General features: G+C 75.4%; 16 protein-coding genes. 8 read left to right on the top strand and 8 right to left on the bottom strand.

Going from position 1 to position 18,978, the window contains the following annotated elements; genetic code table 11:
* Positions 1–92: 92 nt before the first annotated feature.
* The 3 genes from OO48_RS12445 to pdxH all read right to left on the bottom strand — a co-directional run bounded on the left by OO48_RS12445 (position 93) and on the right by pdxH (position 3,538).
* Positions 93–2,495 (bottom strand): FxsB family cyclophane-forming radical SAM/SPASM peptide maturase, encoded by a 2,403-nt coding sequence (locus tag OO48_RS12445; RefSeq protein ID WP_033215252.1) that lies wholly within the window; start codon positions 2,493–2,495, stop codon positions 93–95.
* Between the two features lie 47 nt (positions 2,496–2,542).
* Positions 2,543–2,713, bottom strand: coding sequence for an FxSxx-COOH cyclophane-containing RiPP peptide (gene fxsA, locus OO48_RS35725; protein ID WP_063830665.1), 171 nt, complete (start codon positions 2,711–2,713; stop codon positions 2,543–2,545).
* A gap of 201 nt (positions 2,714–2,914) precedes the next feature.
* Positions 2,915–3,538: a pyridoxamine 5'-phosphate oxidase gene (gene pdxH, locus OO48_RS12440; RefSeq protein ID WP_033215360.1), complete on the bottom strand. Its 624-nt coding sequence runs from the start codon at positions 3,536–3,538 to the stop codon at positions 2,915–2,917.
* 463 nt (positions 3,539–4,001) lie between these two features.
* Between pdxH and OO48_RS12435 the strand changes: the two genes are divergently transcribed.
* From OO48_RS12435 to OO48_RS12420, 4 genes are all read left to right on the top strand, one after another.
* Complete coding sequence (locus tag OO48_RS12435) at positions 4,002–5,102, top strand: citrate synthase 2 (protein ID WP_033215251.1); 1,101 nt, start codon at positions 4,002–4,004, stop codon at positions 5,100–5,102.
* A gap of 180 nt (positions 5,103–5,282) precedes the next feature.
* Positions 5,283–6,407 carry a phosphoserine transaminase gene (gene serC, locus OO48_RS12430; RefSeq protein WP_033215250.1) on the top strand — a complete coding sequence of 375 codons (1,125 nt, stop codon included), beginning with the start codon at positions 5,283–5,285 and terminating at the stop codon, positions 6,405–6,407.
* A gap of 232 nt (positions 6,408–6,639) precedes the next feature.
* Positions 6,640–7,278 (top strand): ScbR family autoregulator-binding transcription factor, encoded by a 639-nt coding sequence (locus OO48_RS12425; RefSeq protein ID WP_051732051.1) that lies wholly within the window; start codon positions 6,640–6,642, stop codon positions 7,276–7,278.
* A 199-nt stretch (positions 7,279–7,477) separates the two neighbouring features.
* A complete protein-coding gene (locus tag OO48_RS12420) occupies positions 7,478–9,247 on the top strand; it encodes a glycoside hydrolase family 35 protein (protein WP_033215249.1) in 1,770 nt (589 codons plus the stop codon).
* Between the two features lie 79 nt (positions 9,248–9,326).
* On the opposite strand, the gene thpR is transcribed toward OO48_RS12420, so the two are convergent.
* Complete coding sequence (gene thpR / locus OO48_RS12415; RefSeq protein ID WP_033215248.1) at positions 9,327–9,887, bottom strand: RNA 2',3'-cyclic phosphodiesterase; 561 nt, start codon at positions 9,885–9,887, stop codon at positions 9,327–9,329.
* A 51-nt stretch (positions 9,888–9,938) separates the two neighbouring features.
* On the opposite strand from thpR, the gene OO48_RS12410 reads away from it, so the two are divergent.
* Entirely contained in the window at positions 9,939–10,460 is a 522-nt protein-coding gene (locus OO48_RS12410; protein WP_081952074.1) for a GNAT family N-acetyltransferase, read from the top strand.
* A gap of 4 nt (positions 10,461–10,464) precedes the next feature.
* On the opposite strand, the gene OO48_RS12405 is transcribed toward OO48_RS12410, so the two are convergent.
* The 3 genes from OO48_RS12405 to OO48_RS12395 form a co-directional block, all read right to left on the bottom strand.
* A complete protein-coding gene (locus OO48_RS12405; protein ID WP_342449642.1) occupies positions 10,465–11,739 on the bottom strand; it encodes an MFS transporter in 1,275 nt (424 codons plus the stop codon).
* A gap of 430 nt (positions 11,740–12,169) precedes the next feature.
* Positions 12,170–12,604, bottom strand: coding sequence for a MarR family winged helix-turn-helix transcriptional regulator (locus OO48_RS12400; RefSeq protein ID WP_033215246.1), 435 nt, complete (start codon positions 12,602–12,604; stop codon positions 12,170–12,172).
* 94 nt (positions 12,605–12,698) lie between these two features.
* On the bottom strand, positions 12,699–13,244 hold the full coding sequence (locus tag OO48_RS12395; protein WP_033215244.1) for an FHA domain-containing protein: 546 nt from the start codon (positions 13,242–13,244) through the stop codon (positions 12,699–12,701).
* A 229-nt stretch (positions 13,245–13,473) separates the two neighbouring features.
* Here OO48_RS12395 and OO48_RS12390 point away from each other — a divergent pair, with 229 nt between their 5' ends.
* Positions 13,474–13,962 carry a hypothetical protein gene (locus tag OO48_RS12390; RefSeq protein WP_033215242.1) on the top strand — a complete coding sequence of 163 codons (489 nt, stop codon included), beginning with the start codon at positions 13,474–13,476 and terminating at the stop codon, positions 13,960–13,962.
* Between the two features lie 6 nt (positions 13,963–13,968).
* Here OO48_RS12390 and aspS read toward each other — a convergent pair whose 3' ends face one another.
* Positions 13,969–15,285, bottom strand: a complete 1,317-nt coding sequence (gene aspS / locus OO48_RS12385) for an aspartate--tRNA(Asn) ligase (RefSeq protein ID WP_033215240.1) — start codon at positions 15,283–15,285, stop codon at positions 13,969–13,971.
* Positions 15,286–15,572: 287 nt separating this feature from the next.
* Here aspS and OO48_RS35090 point away from each other — a divergent pair, with 287 nt between their 5' ends.
* Together OO48_RS35090 and OO48_RS12375 are read left to right on the top strand one after the other, a co-directional pair.
* A complete protein-coding gene (locus OO48_RS35090; RefSeq protein WP_051732050.1) occupies positions 15,573–17,210 on the top strand; it encodes a hypothetical protein in 1,638 nt (545 codons plus the stop codon).
* Positions 17,211–17,598: 388 nt separating this feature from the next.
* On the top strand, positions 17,599–18,915 hold the full coding sequence (locus tag OO48_RS12375) for a type III PLP-dependent enzyme domain-containing protein (protein ID WP_245194610.1): 1,317 nt from the start codon (positions 17,599–17,601) through the stop codon (positions 18,913–18,915).
* Positions 18,916–18,978 lie beyond the last annotated feature (63 nt).

Raw genomic sequence — 18,978 nt, 5'->3', positions numbered from 1 at the left:
TAGCCCCCTGCCGGGCCGGAGCCCGCACCCGCCGTCAACCGTTCGGCGGACGGCCACCGGCCGGGGCCGGGCGGTACCGGCCGCACGCCCCGTCAGCCGGATCCGGCGGCCACCCGCGCCCGCCACCGGGCCAGGTTCTCCGAGGCCGCCGCCCGGGCGGCGGCCTCGGCCTCGGCCCCGACCGGCACCGACAGCCAGGGTTCGACGGCCGCCCGCATGCCCTCGGTGAACCGCGCGCCGAGCGGGGTGAGCGCCCCGGAGGAGGCCAGCCCTTCGATCGCCCCGACCGTGTGCGAGCGCCAACTGGCCAGCTGGAAGCGGGCGTTGTCGCCGTCCGGGGTGCCGCCCAGCGTCCGCACCCGGGCGGCCCAGTACTCGGTCACCGCGAGGTGCGCGTACGTGCCCTGCAGCAGCCCCTCCAGCGGGCGCGGGTCGGGTCGCCAGGGGGCGTGGAACAGCCGCTCGTCGGTCCGGTCGTACAGGTCGTGGAAGTCGAGCACCGCGCCCAGCTTGACGTGCTGGAACTCGTGGGCGACCAGCAGCGCGAGGGTCGGCGCGGCGGCCGGGCGGGCGATGCCGACGGCGCCGAACGCCTGCCGGGCGGCGGCCGAGACGTCCCGTCCGGACGGGCCGGGCCGCAGCGGGGTGAGGGTGGACAGGCCGGCCCGGATGCCCGGGGCGTAGCCGGGCAGGTCGCCGCGGATCAGCTCCCAGGCGTCCCGCAACGCGCCCGTCCAGGCGTGCAGTTCGGCGTCGTCCAGCCGTTCGGCGACCGGCCACTGGTGGCTGTCGCGCTGCGGGTCGGTGTCCTCCAGCGCGGCCGTCCAGCCGTCGGCGAGGGCGACCCGCCGCACCGGCTGCCAGCGCGCGTCGCCGGGGGTGTCCCAGCCGATCCGGACGCCGCCGACCTCGAAGCCGTCCGGGCCGCCGGTGAGCAGCGCCTCGCCCGCGCCGCCGACCAGCACCCGCCCCAGCGTGGGCAGGTGCACGGCCCCGGAGCGGACCGGCAGCGCCAGTTCGAAGGAGCGGCGGGCCCGCAGCGCGGCGGCGGCCGCCAGCTCGGCCATCCCGCCGAGGTCCGACCCGCCCGTCCCGCCGCCCAGGCAGCGCACCGCCCAGGCCCGCACGTACGGGTGGGTCAGCACGGCGGACAGCGCGGCGCCGTCGGCGGCGTCCAGCGAGGTGACCAGGCCCCAGGCCGGGGAGGCGCTCCCGATCGCGGCCACCAGCCGCCGGGTGAGCCCGAGTTGGGCCGCGGCCAGGGCCCGGACGGTGTCGGCCCCGCCGTAGCCCGCCGCCAGTTCGTCGAGCTGGCCGTCGGTCAGCCCGGCCCCGGGCGTGTCCTGGGCCGGGACGGTGGTGACGGGCGCCGTCCGGTCCCGGATGGTGGTGATCAGTTTCAAGAGGTCCCCGCAGAAGACGGAGGGGTTGCGGAAGCCGGAGCCGTCGCCCCGGTAGCGGTGCGCGTAGAGGCCGCCGCCGCAGGAGCGCACCACCGGGCAGGCCCGGCACCGCTCGGCCAGCCCGGCCAGCCCGGACTGCCGCTCCACCATGCCGGGGTGCGCGGCGACCTGGTCGAGGCTGTGCTCGAACACCGTGAACCCGGTCTCGGGCGCGCCGTCGTAGGCGGTCTTCAGGCTGTCGGCCTGCTCGAAGGAGCCGTCGGTCTCCACCACCACCAGGTCGGCCGGGTCCAGCCCGAGCGACTCGGTCAGGCTGGAGCGCCCGCGCAGGGTGCGGTGGATCGAGTCGAAGGTGCGGACCGGGACGGGGCGGCCGAGCTCCTCCCAGCGCCGGTAGACCGCCAGCAGCCAGTCCGCGTACGGCGTGGCGCCGAGCCCGTCGGGGCGCTTGGGCGGCTCGTCCCAGGTGGCGTGCGGGAGCAGGAAGTCCACCCGGGGCGGCTCCAGCTCGACCAGCGCGTCCAGCACGGCGACGGGGTCGTTCTCCACGTCGATGGTGCACAGCAGCCCGGCGTACAGGTGCCGGTACTCGGGGCGGCGCAGCAGGCCGACGGCGGCGATCACCCTGGCGTGGCTGCTGCGGCCGTCGGCGAAGCGGCGGTGCCGGTCGTTGGCCGCCCGGTCGCCGTCCAGCGAGATGCCGACCTTGATGCCGTGCTCGGCGAACAGGTCGAGGTGGCGGGTGCTCAGCCGCACCCCGTTGGTGTGGATGCGTAGGTCGAGGGCGCACCCGGGGGGCAGTGCGGCGCGCAGCAGCTCGGCCGCCCGGCCGAGTCTGGCGGGGCCCGCCAGCAGGGGTTCGCCGCCGTGCAGGACGGCGTGGACGGCGGTCAGCCGGTGGGTGCGGACGTGCTCGGCGATCCGCTCGGCGGTGCGGGCGAGCACCGCCTCGTCGACCACCCGCGCCTTGCCGCGCCAGCTGGTGTCCGCGTGCTCGTAGACGTAGCAGTGGTCGCAGGCCAGGTCACAGCGGCCGTGGACCTTGATGACGTACTGGGAGAACGGGACCGGCGGGCGCGGTGCGGACGGCACGGGTGATCAGGAGCGGGGCGTCGGGTCTGGCTCGGTGCCGGGCCGGGTCAGATGGAGGAGTTGAAGGCGGCCACGGCCACCTGGCCCGACTCGCCGCCCGGCAGGGCCCGGTGCAGGCCCGCGGCGAGTTCCTCGGCACCGAGAGCGGCCAGGGCTGCCAGCGAGGGAGCGGACTCCTCGGCGCGCGCGCTGTCGGCGGGCTTGGTGGCGGCGACCATGATGACTCGTTTCTGCGCCCGGGACGGACGCCCACAAGGGAGGTCCCGGCATCCTTTTGACGGCACTCTCCCGCGCGAGACTTTATCGCCGTTCCCTGACGTCGTCCCCTCCAAACCTCCATTTTCGCTGCGCCGTTCGAGAAAATTTACCTCGGATGGAGCAGTCCGAAGCGCTTGACAGCCACCGGAGTTGATGACGCGTCAGGGGCAGAGCCGCTCGACCCGCCACCCCTCGGCGGTGGCGACGTAGCGCAGCCGGTCGTGCAGCCGGTTCTCCCGGCCCTGCCAGAACTCGACGGTGCGCGGGACGACCCGGTAGCCGCCCCAGAACGGCGGGACGGGGACGCCCTCGCCCTCCGGGTACCTGGCGGCGAGGTCGGCGTAGCGCCGCTCCAGCACCTCGCGGCCGGCCACCGGGCTGGACTGCTCGCTGGCCCAGGCGCCGAGCTGGGAGCCGTGCGGGCGGGTGCGGAAGTAGGCGGCGGTCTCGTCGCGGCCGACCTTCTCCACCCGGCCGGTGACGATGACCTGGCGGGCCAGCGTGATCCACGGGAAGAGCAGCGCGGCGTTCGGGTTGGCCGCCAGGTCGGTGCCCTTGCGGGAGCCGTAGTTGGTGAAGAACACGAAGCCGCGCCGGTCGTAGCCCTTGAGCAGGACGGTGCGCGCGGAGGGCAGCCCCTGGGCGTCGGCGGTGGAGAGCACCATCGCGTTGGGCTCGGGCACGCCCGCCCCGCCCGCCTCGTGGAACCAGCGGGTGAACTGCTGGTAGGGCTCGTCGGCGAGCTGGTCCTCGGTGAGGCCCTCGTGCTGGTAGTGCTCGCGCATCACGGACGGGTCGGGCCCGGCGGGCAGCGCGGACCCGGCGGGCAGCGCGGACCCGGTCGGCGCGGGCGGAGCGGATCCGGCGGGCAGGGCGGATCCGGCGGGCAGGGTCTCGGCGTTCGGACGGCGTTCCGCGGTAGGCACGCCCCCATCATCCCGTACGACAAGCGCCGGGCGCCGCCCCCTCCGGGCGGTGCCCCGGGAGTAGGGTGGCTCGCCACCGCTTCGGCACCCGCTGCTCGGGGAATCGTCCGGCTATCGCCCGGGACGCCCCGGAAAATCCGCCGACGACGCCGGAGACGACAGGGGTTCGGGCGGCCCGTGGGGGAAACATCACCGTCGTGGTGTATGGCGCAATGCACTCCGTGCCTGACAATCTGACACCGAGTGCCAATCACCATCGGCCACCGGCGTGCCGCCCCACCACGGCCGCGTGCCGCACCGGATCATTGAAGGAGCCGTTCTGATGTCGGATTTCGTACCCGGCCTTGAGGGTGTAGTCGCCTTCGAGAGCGAGATCGCCGAGCCCGACCGCGAGGGCGGGGCGCTGCGCTACCGCGGGGTGGACATCGAGGACCTGGTCGGCCAGGTCTCCTTCGGCCACGTGTGGGGCCTGCTGGTGGACGGCAAGTTCGCCCCCGGCCTGCCGGCCGCCGAGCCGTTCCCGATCCCGGTCCACTCCGGCGACATCCGGGTCGACGTGCAGTCCGCCCTCGCCATGCTCGCCCCGGTCTGGGGCCTCAAGCCGCTGCTGGACATCTCCGCCGAGCAGGCCCGCGACGACCTCGCCCGGGCCGCCGTGATGGCGCTGTCGTACGTGGCCCAGTCGGCCCGCGGCCAGGGCCTGCCGATGGTGCCGCAGCGCGAGATCGACAAGGCGGAGACCATCGTCGAGCGGTTCATGATCCGCTGGCGCGGCGAGCCGGACCCGAAGCACGTCAAGGCCGTCGACGCGTACTGGACCTCGGCCGCCGAGCACGGCATGAACGCCTCCACCTTCACCGCCCGGGTGATCGCCTCCACCGGCGCGGACGTCGCGGCGGCGCTGTCCGGCGCGGTCGGCGCGATGTCCGGCCCGCTGCACGGCGGCGCGCCCTCCCGCGTCCTGGGCATGATCGAGGAGATCGAGCGCACCGGCGACGCGGCCGGCTACGTGCGGAAGGCGCTGGACAAGGGCGAGCGCCTGATGGGCTTCGGCCACCGCGTCTACCGCGCCGAGGACCCGCGCGCCCGGGTGCTGCGCCGCACCGCCAAGGAGCTCGGCGCACCGCGCTACGAGATCGCCGAGGCGCTGGAGAAGGCCGCGCTGGAGGAGCTGCACAACCGCCGCCCGGACCGGGTGCTGGCCACCAACGTCGAGTTCTGGGCCGCCATCATGCTGGACTTCGCCGAGGTCCCGGCGCACATGTTCACCTCGATGTTCACCTGCGCCCGCACGGCCGGCTGGTCGGCGCACATCCTGGAGCAGAAGCGCACCGGCCGCCTGGTCCGCCCGGCCGCCCGCTACATCGGCCCGGGCTCCCGCAAGCCGCAGGAGATCGAGGGCTGGGACCAGATCGCCGGCTGACCCACTTCCGGGTGAAAAGCCGGCCGGCCGCCGGCTCCGGACCGACCGCCACCGGGCGCGCGCACACCCTCTGACCAGGGGTCACGCGCCCGGACGCGGCCTGGCCGGGGCGGCCAAGATCACGTCTCAGCGGCCGGACGGGCGTACCGCGCCCGCGGCTCCGGGGGATAGGCTGCGCGGGTGGCTCAGATTCAGATCCCCGCCGACAATCTGCCCAACGACGGCCGCTTCGGCTGCGGCCCCTCCAAGGTGCGCCCCGAGGCCCTGAGTGCCCTCGCCGCCACCGGAACCTCCCTGCTGGGCACCTCCCACCGCCAGGCCCCGGTGAAGAACCTCGTCAAGCGCGTCCGCCAGGGCGTCGCCGAGCTGTTCTCGCTGCCGGAGGGCTACGAGGTGGTGCTCGGCAACGGCGGCTCCACCGCGTTCTGGGACATCGCCGCCTTCGGCCTGGTGCGCGAGAAGTCGCAGCACCTGGACTTCGGCGAGTTCTCCTCCAAGTTCGCCTCCTCCGTGAAGGCCGCCCCGTGGCTGGCCGAGCCGACGGTGATCAAGACCGCCCCGGGCACCCACCCGCTGCCGGTCGCCGAGGCCGGTGTGGACGTCTACGGCCTCACCCACAACGAGACCTCCACCGGTGTCGCGATGCCGATCCGCCGCCCCGAGGGCGCGGACGCCGGCTCGCTGGTCCTGGTCGACGCCACCTCCGGCGCCGGCGGCCTGCCGGTCGACATCCGCGAGACGGACGTCTACTACTTCGCCCCGCAGAAGTCCTTCGCCTCCGAGGGCGGCCTCTGGCTGGCCACCTTCTCGCCGGCCGCGCTGGAGCGCGCCGCGGAGATCGCCGGCTCCGGCCGGTACGTCCCGCCGTTCTTCGACCTGCCGACCGCGATCGACAACTCCTCGAAGGACCAGACATACAACACCCCGTCCATCTCCACCCTCTTCCTGCTGGCCGACCAGCTGGAGTGGCTGAACGGCCAGGGCGGCCTGGACTGGGCGGTGGCCCGCACCGCGGAGTCCTCCTCGATCCTGTACTCGTGGGCCGAGAAGTCCTCCTTCGCGCAGCCGTTCGTGGCCAAGCCGGAGGAGCGCTCGCAGGTCGTCGGCACCATCGACTTCGACGACTCGGTGGACGCCGCCGCGGTCGCCAAGGCGCTGCGCGCCAACGGCATCGTGGACACCGAGCCGTACCGCAAGCTGGGCCGCAACCAGCTGCGCATCGCGATGTTCCCGGCGGTCGACCCGGCGGACGTCGAGAAGCTCACCGGCGCCATCGACTACGTGGTCGAGCACCTGAACGACTGACGCGTCGTGCCTCCCCCGCAGGCCCCGGTCCGTTCGCGGACCGGGGCCTGCGGCGTCTTTTCCCGGCCCGGCGCGCGCCTGCGGCCAGCTTCACCGACAGATCTGTCTGATAATCCGCCCCGCCGGCCAGGCAAAGCGGAGCCTCACCCCCCGAAGGCCGGGAAACCTATCGATAGGATGCAGACAGGTCGGCATCTTCACCGGTGCCGAACGCCGTACGAGGAGACCGGACATGACGAAGCAGGAACGCGGCATCCGCTCGCGGCGGGCCATCCTGGAGGCCGCCGCCGAGGTCTTCGACCTGCGCGGCTACGACGCCGCCGGCACCAACGAGATCCTCGCCCGCACCGGCCTGACCAGGGGCGCGCTCTACCACCACTTCCCGTCCAAGGAGGCCATCGCGCTGGCCGTCCTGGAGGCCCACGGCGACGGGCTCGCCGTCCCCGAGCACTCCAGCCGCCTGCAGTCCGTCATCGACCTGTGCTTCGCCTTCGCCGACCGGCTGCGCACCGACGCCGTGCTGCGCGCCGCCGTCCGCCTCGCCGTCGAGCAGACCTCGCTGCCCCGCCCCACCGACACCCCGTACGAGCAGTCCCGCGCCGTGGTCCGCACCCTGCTCGCCGAGGCCGCCGCCCAGGGCGAGACGCTCCCCGGCCTCGACCTCGACGAGGCCGCCGACGTGATCATCGCCGCGTTCACCGGCGTCCGGGTGATGTCCCAGGTCTACACCGCCCGCGCCGACCTGCCCCAGCGCCTCACCGCCCTGTGGCGGATGCTCCTCCCCGGCATCGCGGGCCCCGGCATGATCGGCCGCCTGCGCACCACCCCGCCACCGCCGGCCGGGGCCGCCGCGGCCGCTACTTCTGCATGACGGCGCCGACGATCACCACGGCGAGCAACAGAACGAACGCGCCGGTCACGATCCGCATACGGGTCTTCGGGTCCACGCTTCGAGACTAGTCGGTCGAACGCCCCACCCCGCACACAGGTCAGGCCCCCGGCGTCCGGCGACCGCAGCGGCCGCATGTCCTTCCACGGCTGACACCCGTGCCGTTGGGCAGGCTAGGGGCATGCTCACCTACGACTCGAACGGCTTCCGCCTCGACGGCCGGCCGCTGCGCATCCTGTCCGGTGCGGTGCACTACTTCCGCAGCCGCCCCGAACAGTGGCCCGACCGGCTGGCGGCGGCCCGCGCGATGGGGCTGAACACGGTGGAGACGTACGTGCCGTGGAACCTGCACGAGCCCGCGCCGGGGCGCCGCGAACGGCTCGACGAGGTCGGCGCGTTCCTCGACGAGGCGCACCGCCAGGGCCTGTGGACGATCGTCCGGCCCGGGCCGTACATCTGCGCCGAGTGGGACAACGGCGGCCTGCCCGGCTGGCTCACCGCCCGCCTAGGCCGCCGGGCCCGCACCCGCGACCCCGAGTTCCTGGCCGCCGTCGACTCCCACTTCGACGCGCTGCTGCCCCAGGTCGTCGACCGCCAGTGGGGCCGGCCCGGCGGGACGGTGCTGATGGTGCAGGTCGAGAACGAGTACGGGTCCTTCGGCAGCGACGCCGACTACCTCGCCCACCTGGCCCGCGGCCTGCGCGAGCGCGGCGTCACCGTCCCGCTGTTCACCTCCGACGGCCCCGAGGACCACATGCTCGCCGCCGGCACCGTCCCCGGCGCGCTGGCCACCGTCAACTTCGGCTCCGACCCCGAGAGCGCCTTCGCCGCACTGCGCCGCCACCGCCCCGAGGACCCGCCGTTCTGCATGGAGTTCTGGAACGGCTGGTTCGACCGGTGGGGCGGGCCGCACCACACCCGGGACGCCGCCGACGCCGCCGACGCCCTGCGCCGCATCCTCGCCGCCGGCGGCTCCGTCAACCTCTACATGGCCCACGGCGGCACCAACTTCGGCACCACCGCCGGCGCCAACCACGCCGACCCGCCGTTCGACTCCACCGACTGGACGCACTCCCCTTACCAGCCCACCACCACCTCCTACGACTACGACGCCCCCCTCGACGAACGCGGCCTGCCCACCGCCAAGTTCGACGCCTTCCGGCAGGTCATCGCCGACTTCGCCGCCGACCACCCCGACCAGGCCCGCTACCTGGACGCCCGCACCCCCGCGCTCCCCGCCCCCGCACCGGTGCTGGACGCCCGCGAGGTGCTCCTCGACGAGTACGCCGAGCTGCCGTTCGGGCCGGCCGTCAGCTCACCCGTACCGCCGCTGTTCGAGGAACTCGGCCTGGAGCACGGCCTGGTCCGCTACACCGCGACGGTGCCCGCGCTCAGCCCAGAACTCCCGCTCACCGTCGAGGGGTTGCACGACCGGGCCAGTCTGCGGGTGGACGGGAAGCCGGTCGCCGCGCTCGAACGGGGCACGGCCGCCGAGCCGGTCACCGCCGGCGGCGGCGCGCAGGTCCGGCTGCTGGTCGAATCCCTCGGCCGGGTCAACTACGGGCCGCGGGTCGGCGAGACCAAGGGCATCACCGGCGTCCGCCACGAACGCCAGTACCTGCACGGCTGGCAGGCCGAACCGCTCGCCCTCGACCCGCTCCCCGAGACCGCCGCCTGGGGCCCCGGCACCCCCGCCCCCGAGACGCTCGCCCGCGGCACCCTCCACCTCGACGCCCCCGGCGACACCTTCCTCGCCGTCCCCGAGGGCCACCACGGCTACCTCTGGGTCAACGGCTTCCTCCTCGGCCGCTACGACGCCAGGGGCCCGCAGACCACCCTCTACTGCCCCGGCCCGCTCCTCCGCCCCGGCCCCAACACGCTCGCCCTCCTCGAACTCGGGCCCACCGGCCCGTCCCGCGTCCAGCTCCGCGAGGCGCCCGAGATCGGCTGAGGCCGCCGGGGGCGGGGCGGACCGCTGCGCCGGGCGCCGCGCGGCCCCCGCAACCCCGGTTCCGCGCGCCGCGCACCGCTCACGTGCCGAGCGGCCAGCCCTCCACCGCCGTGTAGCGGGCCGGGCCGTAGCCCGGCTCGCTGCGCATCAGCTGGATCCGTCCGGCCGCCCACTCGGTGCCGCGGAAGTCCCGCATCGCGGCGGCCAGCGTCCGCAGTTCCCCCGGGGCGCCCGGGCCGCGGCCCCGGGTGGTGCCGGAGCGGGCGAGCGTCAGGTGGGGGTGGAAGCGACGCTCCTCGTCCTCCGCGCCCAGGGCCTGCTGCACGGCCGCCGCCAGCGCCCGCAGGGCCCGGACCTCGCCCTCGACGCCCGCCCAGAGGGCGCGTTCGCCGAAGGTGCCGCCGCCGGACAGGCGCAGCCGGTGGGCCGGGTGTTCGCCGGCGAGGCGGGCCAGGGCCCCTTCCACGGCGGGGACCTCGTCGGCCGGGACTTCGCCGAGGAAGGCCAGCGTGAGGTGCCAGCCGGCGGGGTCGGTCCAGCGCAGCCGGTCCGCGCCGGGGAGTCCGCGCAGGGGCGCGGCCGCGTCGGCGAGTTCCTGCTTGGCGCGGGCCGGAGGGTTCACGGCGACGAAGAGCCTCATCCCGCCATCCTGCCGCACCCTCCTCCCCGCCGGTCGGGTAGGAAGAGGGTCATGCGCATCCGTACCGGGGGACCCGATTCCGCTCCGCTCCTGCTGGACCTGCTGGACGGCGCGGTCGCCTGGCTGGCCGACCGGGGCCTTACCGGCCAGTGGGGGACGGTGCCCTGGTCGCGGCGACCGGGCGCGGCGGAGCGGGCGGCCCGGGTGACGGCGGAGAACCTGGTCCTGGTCGCCGAACCGGCGCCGGGCGGCGCCCCGCTGGGCATCTGCGTGCTGGCCGACCGCGCGCCCGAGGGCCTGCCGCCGGCCGGCGAGCCGGAGCTGTTCGTCCGCTGGCTGGTCACCGACCCCGCCCACCGGGGCGCGGGGGTCGGCGCGGCCCTGGTCGCCGAGGCCCGCCGCCGGGCCCGCGAACGCGGCGCCGGACTGCTGCGGGTGGACTGCTACGCGGGCGGCGACGGCCGGCTGGTCGCCCGGTACGAGCGGCTCGGGTTCACCCGCACCGTCTCGTTCACCGAGGACCGGCCGACCGGCCCGTGGCCGGGGCAGCTGCTGGAGCAGCGCACCGGGTAGGGGCTCAGCAGGCGGTCGCCAGGTCGTCCTTCCGCACCACCGAGAACACCCGGCCGCGGGTCCGCACCGGGTGCGGGTCCAGGCGCAGGCGCAGGCCGCTGATCCGGCCGAGGACCAGGGCGACCACGCCGGCCGCGGCGGCGGAGACCAGGCCGCAGGCGAGCAGGCCCGGGCGCGGGCCGTACTGGGCGGTGATCCAGCCGACCAGCGGGGCGCCGATCGGGGTGCCGCCGGTGAAGACCAGGACCAGCAGGCCCATCACCCGGCCGCGCATCTCGGGGTCGGTGCCGAGCTGCAGGGCGGAGTTGACCGAGGTGTTGAAGGTCAGGCCGAACACCCCGATCAGGGTGAGCAGCAGGGCGAAGGTCCAGTAGCCGGGGGCGAACGCGGCCAGCACCTCCAGCGCGCCGAAGGCGAGCGCGGCGAACACCAGGCGGCGCAGCCGGGGCGCGCCGCGGCGGGCGGCGAGCAGGGCGCCGGTCAGCGAGCCGACCGCCATCGCGGTGTTGAGCAGGCCGTACTCGCCCGCGCCGACGTGGAAGGTGTCGTGCGCGAAGCCGGAGAGCAGGGTCGGGAAGTTGAACCCGAAGGTGCCGATGAACCCGGCGAGCACCATCGGCCAGAGCAGTTCGGGGCGTTCCCGGACGTAGCGCAGGCCCTCGCGGAGCTGTCCGCGCTGGCGAGTGATCCGCTCGACGGGGCGCAGTTCGCTGCTGCGCATGGCGAGCAGGCCGCCGATGACCGCGACGAAGGAGAGCCCGTTGACGGCGAACGCCCAGCCGCTGCCGACCGCGGCGATCAGCGCCCCGGCGACGGCGGGGCCGACCAGGCGGGCGGTCTGGAAGTTGGCGGCGTTCAGGCTGACGGCGTTGGCGAGGTCCTTGGCGGGGACCATCTCGCTGACGAAGGCCTGCCGGGTCGGGTTGTCGACCACGGTGACCAGGCCGAGCAGCAGCGCGAACAGGTACACCGCGACGGGCGTGACGGCGCCGGTGATGGTGAGCAGGGCGAGGCCGGCGGCGAGCAGGCCCATCGCGCCCTGGGTGGCGATCAGCAGGCGGCGCTTGGGCAGCCGGTCCGCGAGGACGCCGCCCCACAGGCCGAGCAGCAGCATCGGCAGGAACTGCATGGCGGTGGTGATGCCGACCGCGAACGGGCTGCCGGTGAGGCTGAGCACCAGCCAGTCCTGGGCGATGCGCTGCATCCAGGTGCCGGTGTTGGAGACCACCTGTCCGGCGAAGTAGTACCGGTAGTTGCGGACGCGCAGGGACGAGAACATGCCTCCCGGGCGGCTGAACCGGCCCGGCGGAGCGGCGGGGGTCTCCGCCGCGGTGGGATGCTCGGGGTCTTCGTCGCCGCTGCCCGGCAGGCCCGCGGGGGCGGGTGCCTGGCTCTGCGCGGCGGGGGCGCCGGCGGGCGCGGTCTCGGTGGCGGCCGCTTCGTCGGTGAGCGGTTCGTCGTGGCGCGTCCCCACCGGGCGGGTGGTCAGGCGCCGGAGGTCGGTGCGGAGGTCGGTGCGGATGGTCGCGGTGCGGATCGCGGCGCGGGCGGCCGGCGGTGTCAAGATGGTCTCCCCTCGGCGCGCCGGGACCGGTCGTGCGGTCGCGGCGCGGTGTGTGGCGCTGGTGGGTGCTGCGGTTCTCCTTCGTTCGCCCGGGTCGGTGCTGGACGGGATCGGGCCGGTGCCGGACTGGTCCGGACCGGGACGGCTACATGTTGGCCAGCTTGTAGAGCACGGGCGCGGCCGCCTTCAGCCGCTCCCACTCCTCCTCGTCGAGGCCCTCGGCGAGCTCGGCCAGCCAGGCGTTGCGCCGGCGGCGGGACTCGTTGAGGATCTCCTCGGCCTGCTCCGTACTGCTGACCACCACCTGCCGGCGGTCCTCCGGGTGCGGCTCGCGCCGCACCAGGCCCTTCTCCTCCAGCATCGCGATGATCCTGGTCATCGACGGCGGCTGGACGTGCTCCTTGCGGGCCAGCTCGCCAGGTGTCGCCTTGCCGCAGCGGGCGAGCGTGCCGAGCACCCCCATCTCGGTGGGGCTCAGCGACTCCTCGACCCGCTGGTGTCGCAACCGTCGGGCCAGGCGCATCGTGGACGACCGCAGCTGGCTGACCGCCAGCAGGTCGCCCTCGGACATCTCGGGCATGTACTTAGCCTACGTCATTACCGAAGCTAAGGAAAATTGATTTCGACCACACCCGCGGCGCGGGTCCGCGCGTTCGATCCGGCTCGGGGGCCGCTCAGTCCGCGGTGAGGTGGAAGCCCAGCCGGCCGAAGCGCAGCCGGTCGCCGGCCCGGACCACGGTGCCGCCGGCCACCCGGCGGTCGTTGACGAAGGTGCCGTTGCTGGAGCCCAGGTCGTACAGCACCCAGTCGCCGGCCTCGAAGCGCAGCTCGGCGTGGTGCCGGGAGACGGTCGAGTCGCCCAGCCGGAGGTCGGAGCCGGTCATCCGGCCGATCCGCAGCCGCCGCAGGCCCGGGTCGGGCAGCCGCAGCCTGGTCAGCTGCTCGGCGTGCCAGGTCTGCCGCAGCCGGACCTGGAGCGCGGAGACCCTGGCCACCCCGCGCAGCAGCGCCCGGGAGACCGGGCCGTAGGTGCGCAGGTCGCCGACCACCTCGGCGAGTTCCGCCCGGCTGCGGGCGGTCAGCACCAGCTCCATCCGGCGGATGAAGGTGTCGTGCGAGAGCCGGCCGCTGCCGACGCCGTCCCGCAGCACCTCCAGCGCGCTGTCCCGCTCGGCCTGCGAGGGGCGGGCGAGCTGGGTGCTGAACTCCTGAGCGGCCATAGCGTGATTGTCGGGCGGCCGGTCCGCGCTGTCCAGCACACCGTCAGCCCACCACCGGGCGGGTGCCCGACTTCCGCCCGGGGCAGGGCTTTTCGGACCGGTCCGGGGCAACTCCCCCGCGCCCGGGCGCCGTCCTGGCAGGATCCGTTCTGGCAGGATCCGTTCTGACAGGATCCGCCCTGACGAGATCCGGCACCGCACCGACGACCAGCCCGGGGAGCGCCCAGCCATGCCCGTGATCGCCGTGACCGGGCACCTGGACCTCGCCCCGGCCACCTCCCGCGCCGTCCGCGCCGCCCTGGACGCGCTCCTGGACCGGTACGAAGCCGAGGAGTTGACGGGCGCGTCCTGCCTCGCGCCGGGCGCCGACACGCTGTTCGCGGACGCCGTGCTGGCCCGCGGCGCCCGTCTGGTCGCCGTCCTGCCCGGCCCCTGCTACCCGGACGCGGGGGCCACCGCCGCCGAGCGGGCCGCGTTCGACCGGCTGCGCGCCGCCGCGCACCGGGTGATCGTGCTGCCCGCGCCCCGGCTCGGCCCGGCCGCGTACGCCGCCGCCAACGACCGGCTGCTGCGGCTCGCCGACCGCGTGGTCGCGGTCTGGGACGGCGGGCCGGGCAACGGCCCGGGCGGGACGGCCGACATGGTCGCCGCCGCCCGGGCCGCCGGGCTGCCGGTGGACGTCCTGTGGCCGCCCGGCTCGGCCCGCACCGGACGCTGAACCCCCTTACGGCTCCAGCCGGTTCGGGCCGCGGAAGAGGAACACCGCGTCCCGGATCGAGGGCAGGCCGAGGGCCGGCATCAGCACCCGGGCCAGCCCGAGGCCGAACCCGCCGTGCGGCGGCATGCCGTACCGGAAGCAGTCCAGGTACCGGCCGAGCGGGCCCTCGGGGCCGGTGTCCATGCCCTTCTCCCGGGCCTGCTCGACCAGCCGGCCGTACCGGTGCTCGCGCTGGGCGCCGGTGGTGATCTCCACGCCCTTCCACAGCAGGTCGAAGGAGTCGGTGACGGACGGGTCGCCGGCCGGCCGCAGGTGGTAGAACGGCCGCACCGAGGCGGGGAAGCCGGTCACGAACACGAACTCGTGCCCGGTCTCGCGCTCGACCAGCGCGCTCAGCAGCCGCTCGCCCTCCGGGTCCAGGTCCTCCCGGACGCCCCGCTCGTCCCAGCCGGCGGCCCGCAACCGCTCCACCGCCTCGGCCATCGTCAGCCGGGGGAAGGGCAGTCCGGGCACCACGACCCGGGTGCCCCAGTACCGCTCGATCTCCTCGCCGTGCCGTTCGGCGACCCGCTCCAGCACCCGGCGGAGCATCCGCTCCTCGAAGGACATCACGTCCTCCACGCCGTCGATCCAGGCCAACTCGACGTCCACACCGGTGAATTCGGTGGAGTGCCGGGAGGTGAAGGAGGGTTCCGCGCGGAACACCGGGCCGATCTCGAAGACCCGGTCGATGCCGCCGGCGATCGCCATCTGCTTGTAGAACTGCGGGGATTGGGCCAGGTACGCCTTGCGGTCGAAGTACCCGACCTCGAACACCTCGGCGCCGGACTCCGAGGCCGTGCCCATCAGCTTCGGCGTGTGCAGCTCGGTGCAACCCTGCTCGGCCGCGACCTCCCGCATCGCCCGCTCGACGGTGGTCTGCACCTCGAACACCAGCCGCCGCTCCGGACGCCGGATGTCCAGGAAACGCCAGTTCAGGCGCTGCTCCGGGCCGGTCTCCGGGCCGATCGGCAGCCCCGGCTCGGCCGCCGACACCACCTCGACCCGCTCCGGGACGATCTCCAGCCCGCCCAGCTTCACCACCGGGTCGGCCACCACCCGGCCGGTCACCACCACCGCCGACTCCACCGTCAGCCCCCGCAGCAGCTCGCCGAGCACGTCCTCCTCGCCGCCGCGCCGGTGCGTGACCTGCACCGCCCCCGTGTGGTCCCGCACCACCACGAACTGCACCTTGCTCTGCAGCCGCAGCGTGTCGACCCACCCCTTGACCGTCACCGTCCCACCGATCGCGGACGCCAACTCACCGACGAGGACGCGCACCATGCCGAAGCAACTCCCTGGGTTGCGGGCGCGTTGTTCGCGCCACGGGAAGGAGGAGCGGTAGACGGCCGCCCCGGGACGCACCCACGCTAACCCACCCGCACCCGCCCCCACCTCCGGTTTTCCCCGCCTCCCGACCGCGCCCCGGCCGCCGCCCCGCCCGTCACCCCGACCGCCCGCGGACGGATCGTGACAGCGGCCGGGGAGAGCCCTACGATGTGCCGACTCGGGCTCTGCCGAGCCGAGTTGACCATCCGTCAGTCACGGATGCGTTCCGGGGAGGACGTCCGTTGGACGAGGATGCGTGGGACGGCCCGGCCCTGCGGGCGGGCACCCTGACCAGACTGCTCGCGCTGACCGACACGCTGGTCGAGAAGGTGGCGCTGCCGCGGCCGCAGGCGCCCGCCCGGCGCCTGCTGGTGGTCGACCCGCTCGACCCGCCGGTCACGGACCGGGCCGGGGCCGTCCTGGTCGCGATCGGGGTCGACCCGCGATCGGCGGCGGCCGAGGACCTGCTGCGCGACGCGGGCGCGGACCGGGCGGCGGCCGTGGTGCTGCGGGGGGTGGGCGACCGGGCCCGCAAGGAGCGGCTGGGCGAGGTCGCCGAACGGGCCGGGACGGCCCTGCTGCTGCGCACCTCCTGGGCGGACTGGCCGACGGTGATCGCCGTCATGCGGGCCGCCCTGGAGAGCCCGGCCGCGGACGGCGGCAACGTACCGCTGGGCGACCTCGCCGGCCTGGCCCGCCAGATCGCCCGCCAGGTCGACGGGGCGGTGACCATCGAGGACCCGGACTCCCGGGTCCTCGCGCACCACGCCGAGAGCGCCGACCTGGACCGGATCCGGCTGTGGACCGTCCTGACCGGCACCGTCCCCGAGGAGCGGCGCCGGGCGATGGACCAGGACGGCTTCTTCAAGCAGCTCTGGTCCTCGAACCGGGTGCTGCACCGCCTCCCCGACGGGGAGGTCCCGGAGCGGATGGCCGTCGCGGTGCAGGCCGGCGGCATGCGCCTGGGCTCGATCTGGGTGGCCGCGATCACCGGGAAGCCCCTGCGGAAGAGCGCCGCCGAGGTGCTGCAGGCCGCCGCCGGGCCCGCCGCCGCCCACCTGCTGCACCACCAGGCGCACCACGACGCCCGCAACGCCCTGCTGCTCGGCGCGGCCCGCGCGGTGCTCGACGGCCCGGGCTCCGGCGCCCTGCTCGCCGGGCACAGCGGCATGCCCGCCGACGCCCGCTGCGCCGTGCTGGCCGTCGGCACGCCCGGCCCGGTGGACGACGGCCGTCGTGTCCGGTTGGAGCAGGGGGTGCGGATGCACCAGCCCCGGCCCGGCAGCGACCACCTGGTCCTCCCCGTCGAACGCGGCGTCCTGGTCCTGCTCGGCGGTCTCGCGAAGGACCTGTCCGACGCCCGGACCCAGGTCGCCGACTACGGCGGCCGGCTGTCCGCCGACCTGTCGCGGCGGCTGGGCGCCCCGGTGCTGATCGGCCTCGGCCCGGTCCAGGCCCGGCTGGACGACGCCGCCCGCTCCCGCCGGGCCGCCGACCTCGCCCTGGGCGGGCTGCTGTTCACCCGCGAGCGGCCCGGCACCGGCTGCGCCACCGTCGAGCAGGTCGCCGACGCGGTGGCGCTGCGGCACGTCGTCGAGACGGTGGACGAACTGCCGCCGCCGGTGGCGACCCCGGTGTCCCGGCTCGCGGCCGCCGCGCCCCAGGACGGCCACCACCCGCTGGACCTGCTCTCCGCCTACCTGCGCCACGGCGAGCAGAAGGGCCCGGCCGCCGACGCGCTCGGCATCCCCCGCGCCACGTTCGCCCGCCAGTTCGCGAAGCTGCTCAGGACCGCCGGCCTGGACGCCGGCAGCGCCGACGCCATGCTGCTCGCCCGCATCCAGCTGCTGGTGCGCGAGCACCGGGCCGACCGGGGCTGACCGGCCCCGGCCGGGTGGTGCGCGGAGACCGTTCGCCCCCTGCGGCCCGGTGTCCGCGCACCGCTCCGGCCCGGCCGGGGCCGCCGCGCGGTGCCGCCCGGACCGCACCCGCCCCCGCGACCGGCGTCCCCCGCCCGCCCGCGCCCGCCGGAGACCGCGCCCGGTCCGCCCGCACCACCGCGGCCCGGCCTGACCGCCGCCCCCGCACCGCTCCGGCCGCGCCCGGCCCCCGCGGCGGTGCGCCGCGACCGGAGCGGCCCCGGAAACCCGGCTCGGCGCGGACTGCTCCGCCCCCGCCCCGGCGGCCATCCTGGAAGCACCGCCCCGGCGCCCGTCCGCCGGGACCGGTCCCCTTGCTGCCGACTGCCGACCCGTGCGGAGCGTGCCCGTGTCCGAGAACCGCCCCATCCCCCTGATCGGCGCCGAACGGCGCGAACTCGTCCTGCGCGCGGCCGTCCGACAGGGCCTGCTCCACCCGGAGGAGGCGCCGCTCGCCGCCTTCCTCGACCTGGACGCCGTCGCCGGGACGGTCGCCGCCCTGCACGCCGCGTTCCCCGCCGCGCTGGACGTGCGGCACGCCTTCGCCGCCAAGGCCAACCCGCTCGGGCCGGTGCTGCGCCGGCTGCGCGCCCTGGGCATGGGGTGCGAGGTGGCCAGCCCCGGCGAGCTCGCCCAGGCCCTGGCCGCGGGCTTCCCCCCGGAGCTGATCGTGCTGGACTCCCCCGCCAAGACCCGCCGCGAACTGGCCCTCGCGCTGGACCTCGGCGTCAGCGTCAACATCGACAACTGGCAGGAACTCGCCCGCGTCGACTCGTTCCAGGCCCGCCGCCGCAGCTCCTCCCGGATCGGCGTCCGGATCAACCCGCAGGTCGGCGGCGGCCGCATCGCCGCGATGAGCACCGCCACCGCCACCTCCAAGTTCGGCATCCCGCTCGCCGACACCGGCAACGCCGCCCGCCTGGTCGAAGCCTTCCGGGCCCGCCCCTGGCTCACCGAACTGCACTGCCACGTCGGCTCCCAGGGCATCGACCTGGACCTGATGGCCACCGGCATCGCCACCACCGCCGCCTTCGCCGAACGGATCAACCGGGAACTGGGCCGCCGCCAGGTCACCGGCATCGACCTCGGCGGCGGCCTCCCGGTCAACTTCGCCGACGACCGCACCGCCCCCGGCTGGGACGCCTACGCGGAGCGGCTGCGCGCGCACGCCCCCGCCCTGTTCGACGGCCGCTACCGGCTGACCACCGAGTTCGGCCGCTCCGTGCTCGCCAAGTCGGGTTTCATCGCCTCGTACGTCGAGTACACCAAGGAGGCCGGCGGCCGCCCCATCGCCATCGGCCACGCGGGCGCCCAGGTCGCCACCCGCACCGTCTTCGCGCCCGAGAGCTGGCCGCTGCGGATCAGCGCCCACCACCCCACCGGCGCCCCCAAGCACGGCGCCCCCGTCCCCCAGGACGTGGCCGGCCCGTGCTGCTTCGCGGGCGACCTGGTCGCCCGCGCCCGCCCGCTGCCGCTGCTGGCCCCCGGCGACCTGTACTGCCTGCTCGACTGCGGCGCGTACTACCCGAGCAACCACTTCGCGTACAACTCGCTCCCCGAGCCCGCCGTCCACGGCGCCTCCACCGACGCCTCCGGCACCGTCCGCTTCGAGACCCTGCGCCCCGCCCAGTCCGTCGAGGACCTGGTCGCCCGCACCGACGCCTGACCGCCCACGAAGGAGCGCCCGTGTCCCGGACCCGTCACCACCGCCCCGCCCGCCCCCTCCCAC

It is taken from the genome of Kitasatospora phosalacinea (assembly GCF_000716545.1).
GTDB classification, from domain to species: domain Bacteria; phylum Actinomycetota; class Actinomycetes; order Streptomycetales; family Streptomycetaceae; genus Kitasatospora; species Kitasatospora phosalacinea.
This window is presented reverse-complemented; position numbering and strand designations above follow the sequence as displayed.

What these genes read in the sequence shown, in the direction of transcription:
- fxsA (WP_063830665.1), bottom strand. Translation starts at nt 2,713, where the DNA reads ATGGTCGCCGCCACCAAGCCCGCCGACAGCGCGCGCGCCGAGGAGTCC.
- pdxH (WP_033215360.1), bottom strand. Translation starts at nt 3,538, where the DNA reads ATGCGCGAGCACTACCAGCACGAGGGCCTCACCGAGGACCAGCTCGCC.
- OO48_RS12435 (WP_033215251.1), top strand. Translation starts at nt 4,002, where the DNA reads ATGTCGGATTTCGTACCCGGCCTTGAGGGTGTAGTCGCCTTCGAGAGC.
- OO48_RS12425 (WP_051732051.1), top strand. Translation starts at nt 6,640, where the DNA reads ATGACGAAGCAGGAACGCGGCATCCGCTCGCGGCGGGCCATCCTGGAG.
- OO48_RS12420 (WP_033215249.1), top strand. Translation starts at nt 7,478, where the DNA reads ATGCTCACCTACGACTCGAACGGCTTCCGCCTCGACGGCCGGCCGCTG.
- thpR (WP_033215248.1), bottom strand. Translation starts at nt 9,887, where the DNA reads ATGAGGCTCTTCGTCGCCGTGAACCCTCCGGCCCGCGCCAAGCAGGAA.
- OO48_RS12410 (WP_081952074.1), top strand. Translation starts at nt 9,939, where the DNA reads ATGCGCATCCGTACCGGGGGACCCGATTCCGCTCCGCTCCTGCTGGAC.
- OO48_RS12405 (WP_342449642.1), bottom strand. Translation starts at nt 11,739, where the DNA reads ATGTTCTCGTCCCTGCGCGTCCGCAACTACCGGTACTACTTCGCCGGA.
- OO48_RS12400 (WP_033215246.1), bottom strand. Translation starts at nt 12,604, where the DNA reads ATGCCCGAGATGTCCGAGGGCGACCTGCTGGCGGTCAGCCAGCTGCGG.
- OO48_RS12395 (WP_033215244.1), bottom strand. Translation starts at nt 13,244, where the DNA reads ATGGCCGCTCAGGAGTTCAGCACCCAGCTCGCCCGCCCCTCGCAGGCC.
- OO48_RS12390 (WP_033215242.1), top strand. Translation starts at nt 13,474, where the DNA reads ATGCCCGTGATCGCCGTGACCGGGCACCTGGACCTCGCCCCGGCCACC.
- aspS (WP_033215240.1), bottom strand. Translation starts at nt 15,285, where the DNA reads ATGGTGCGCGTCCTCGTCGGTGAGTTGGCGTCCGCGATCGGTGGGACG.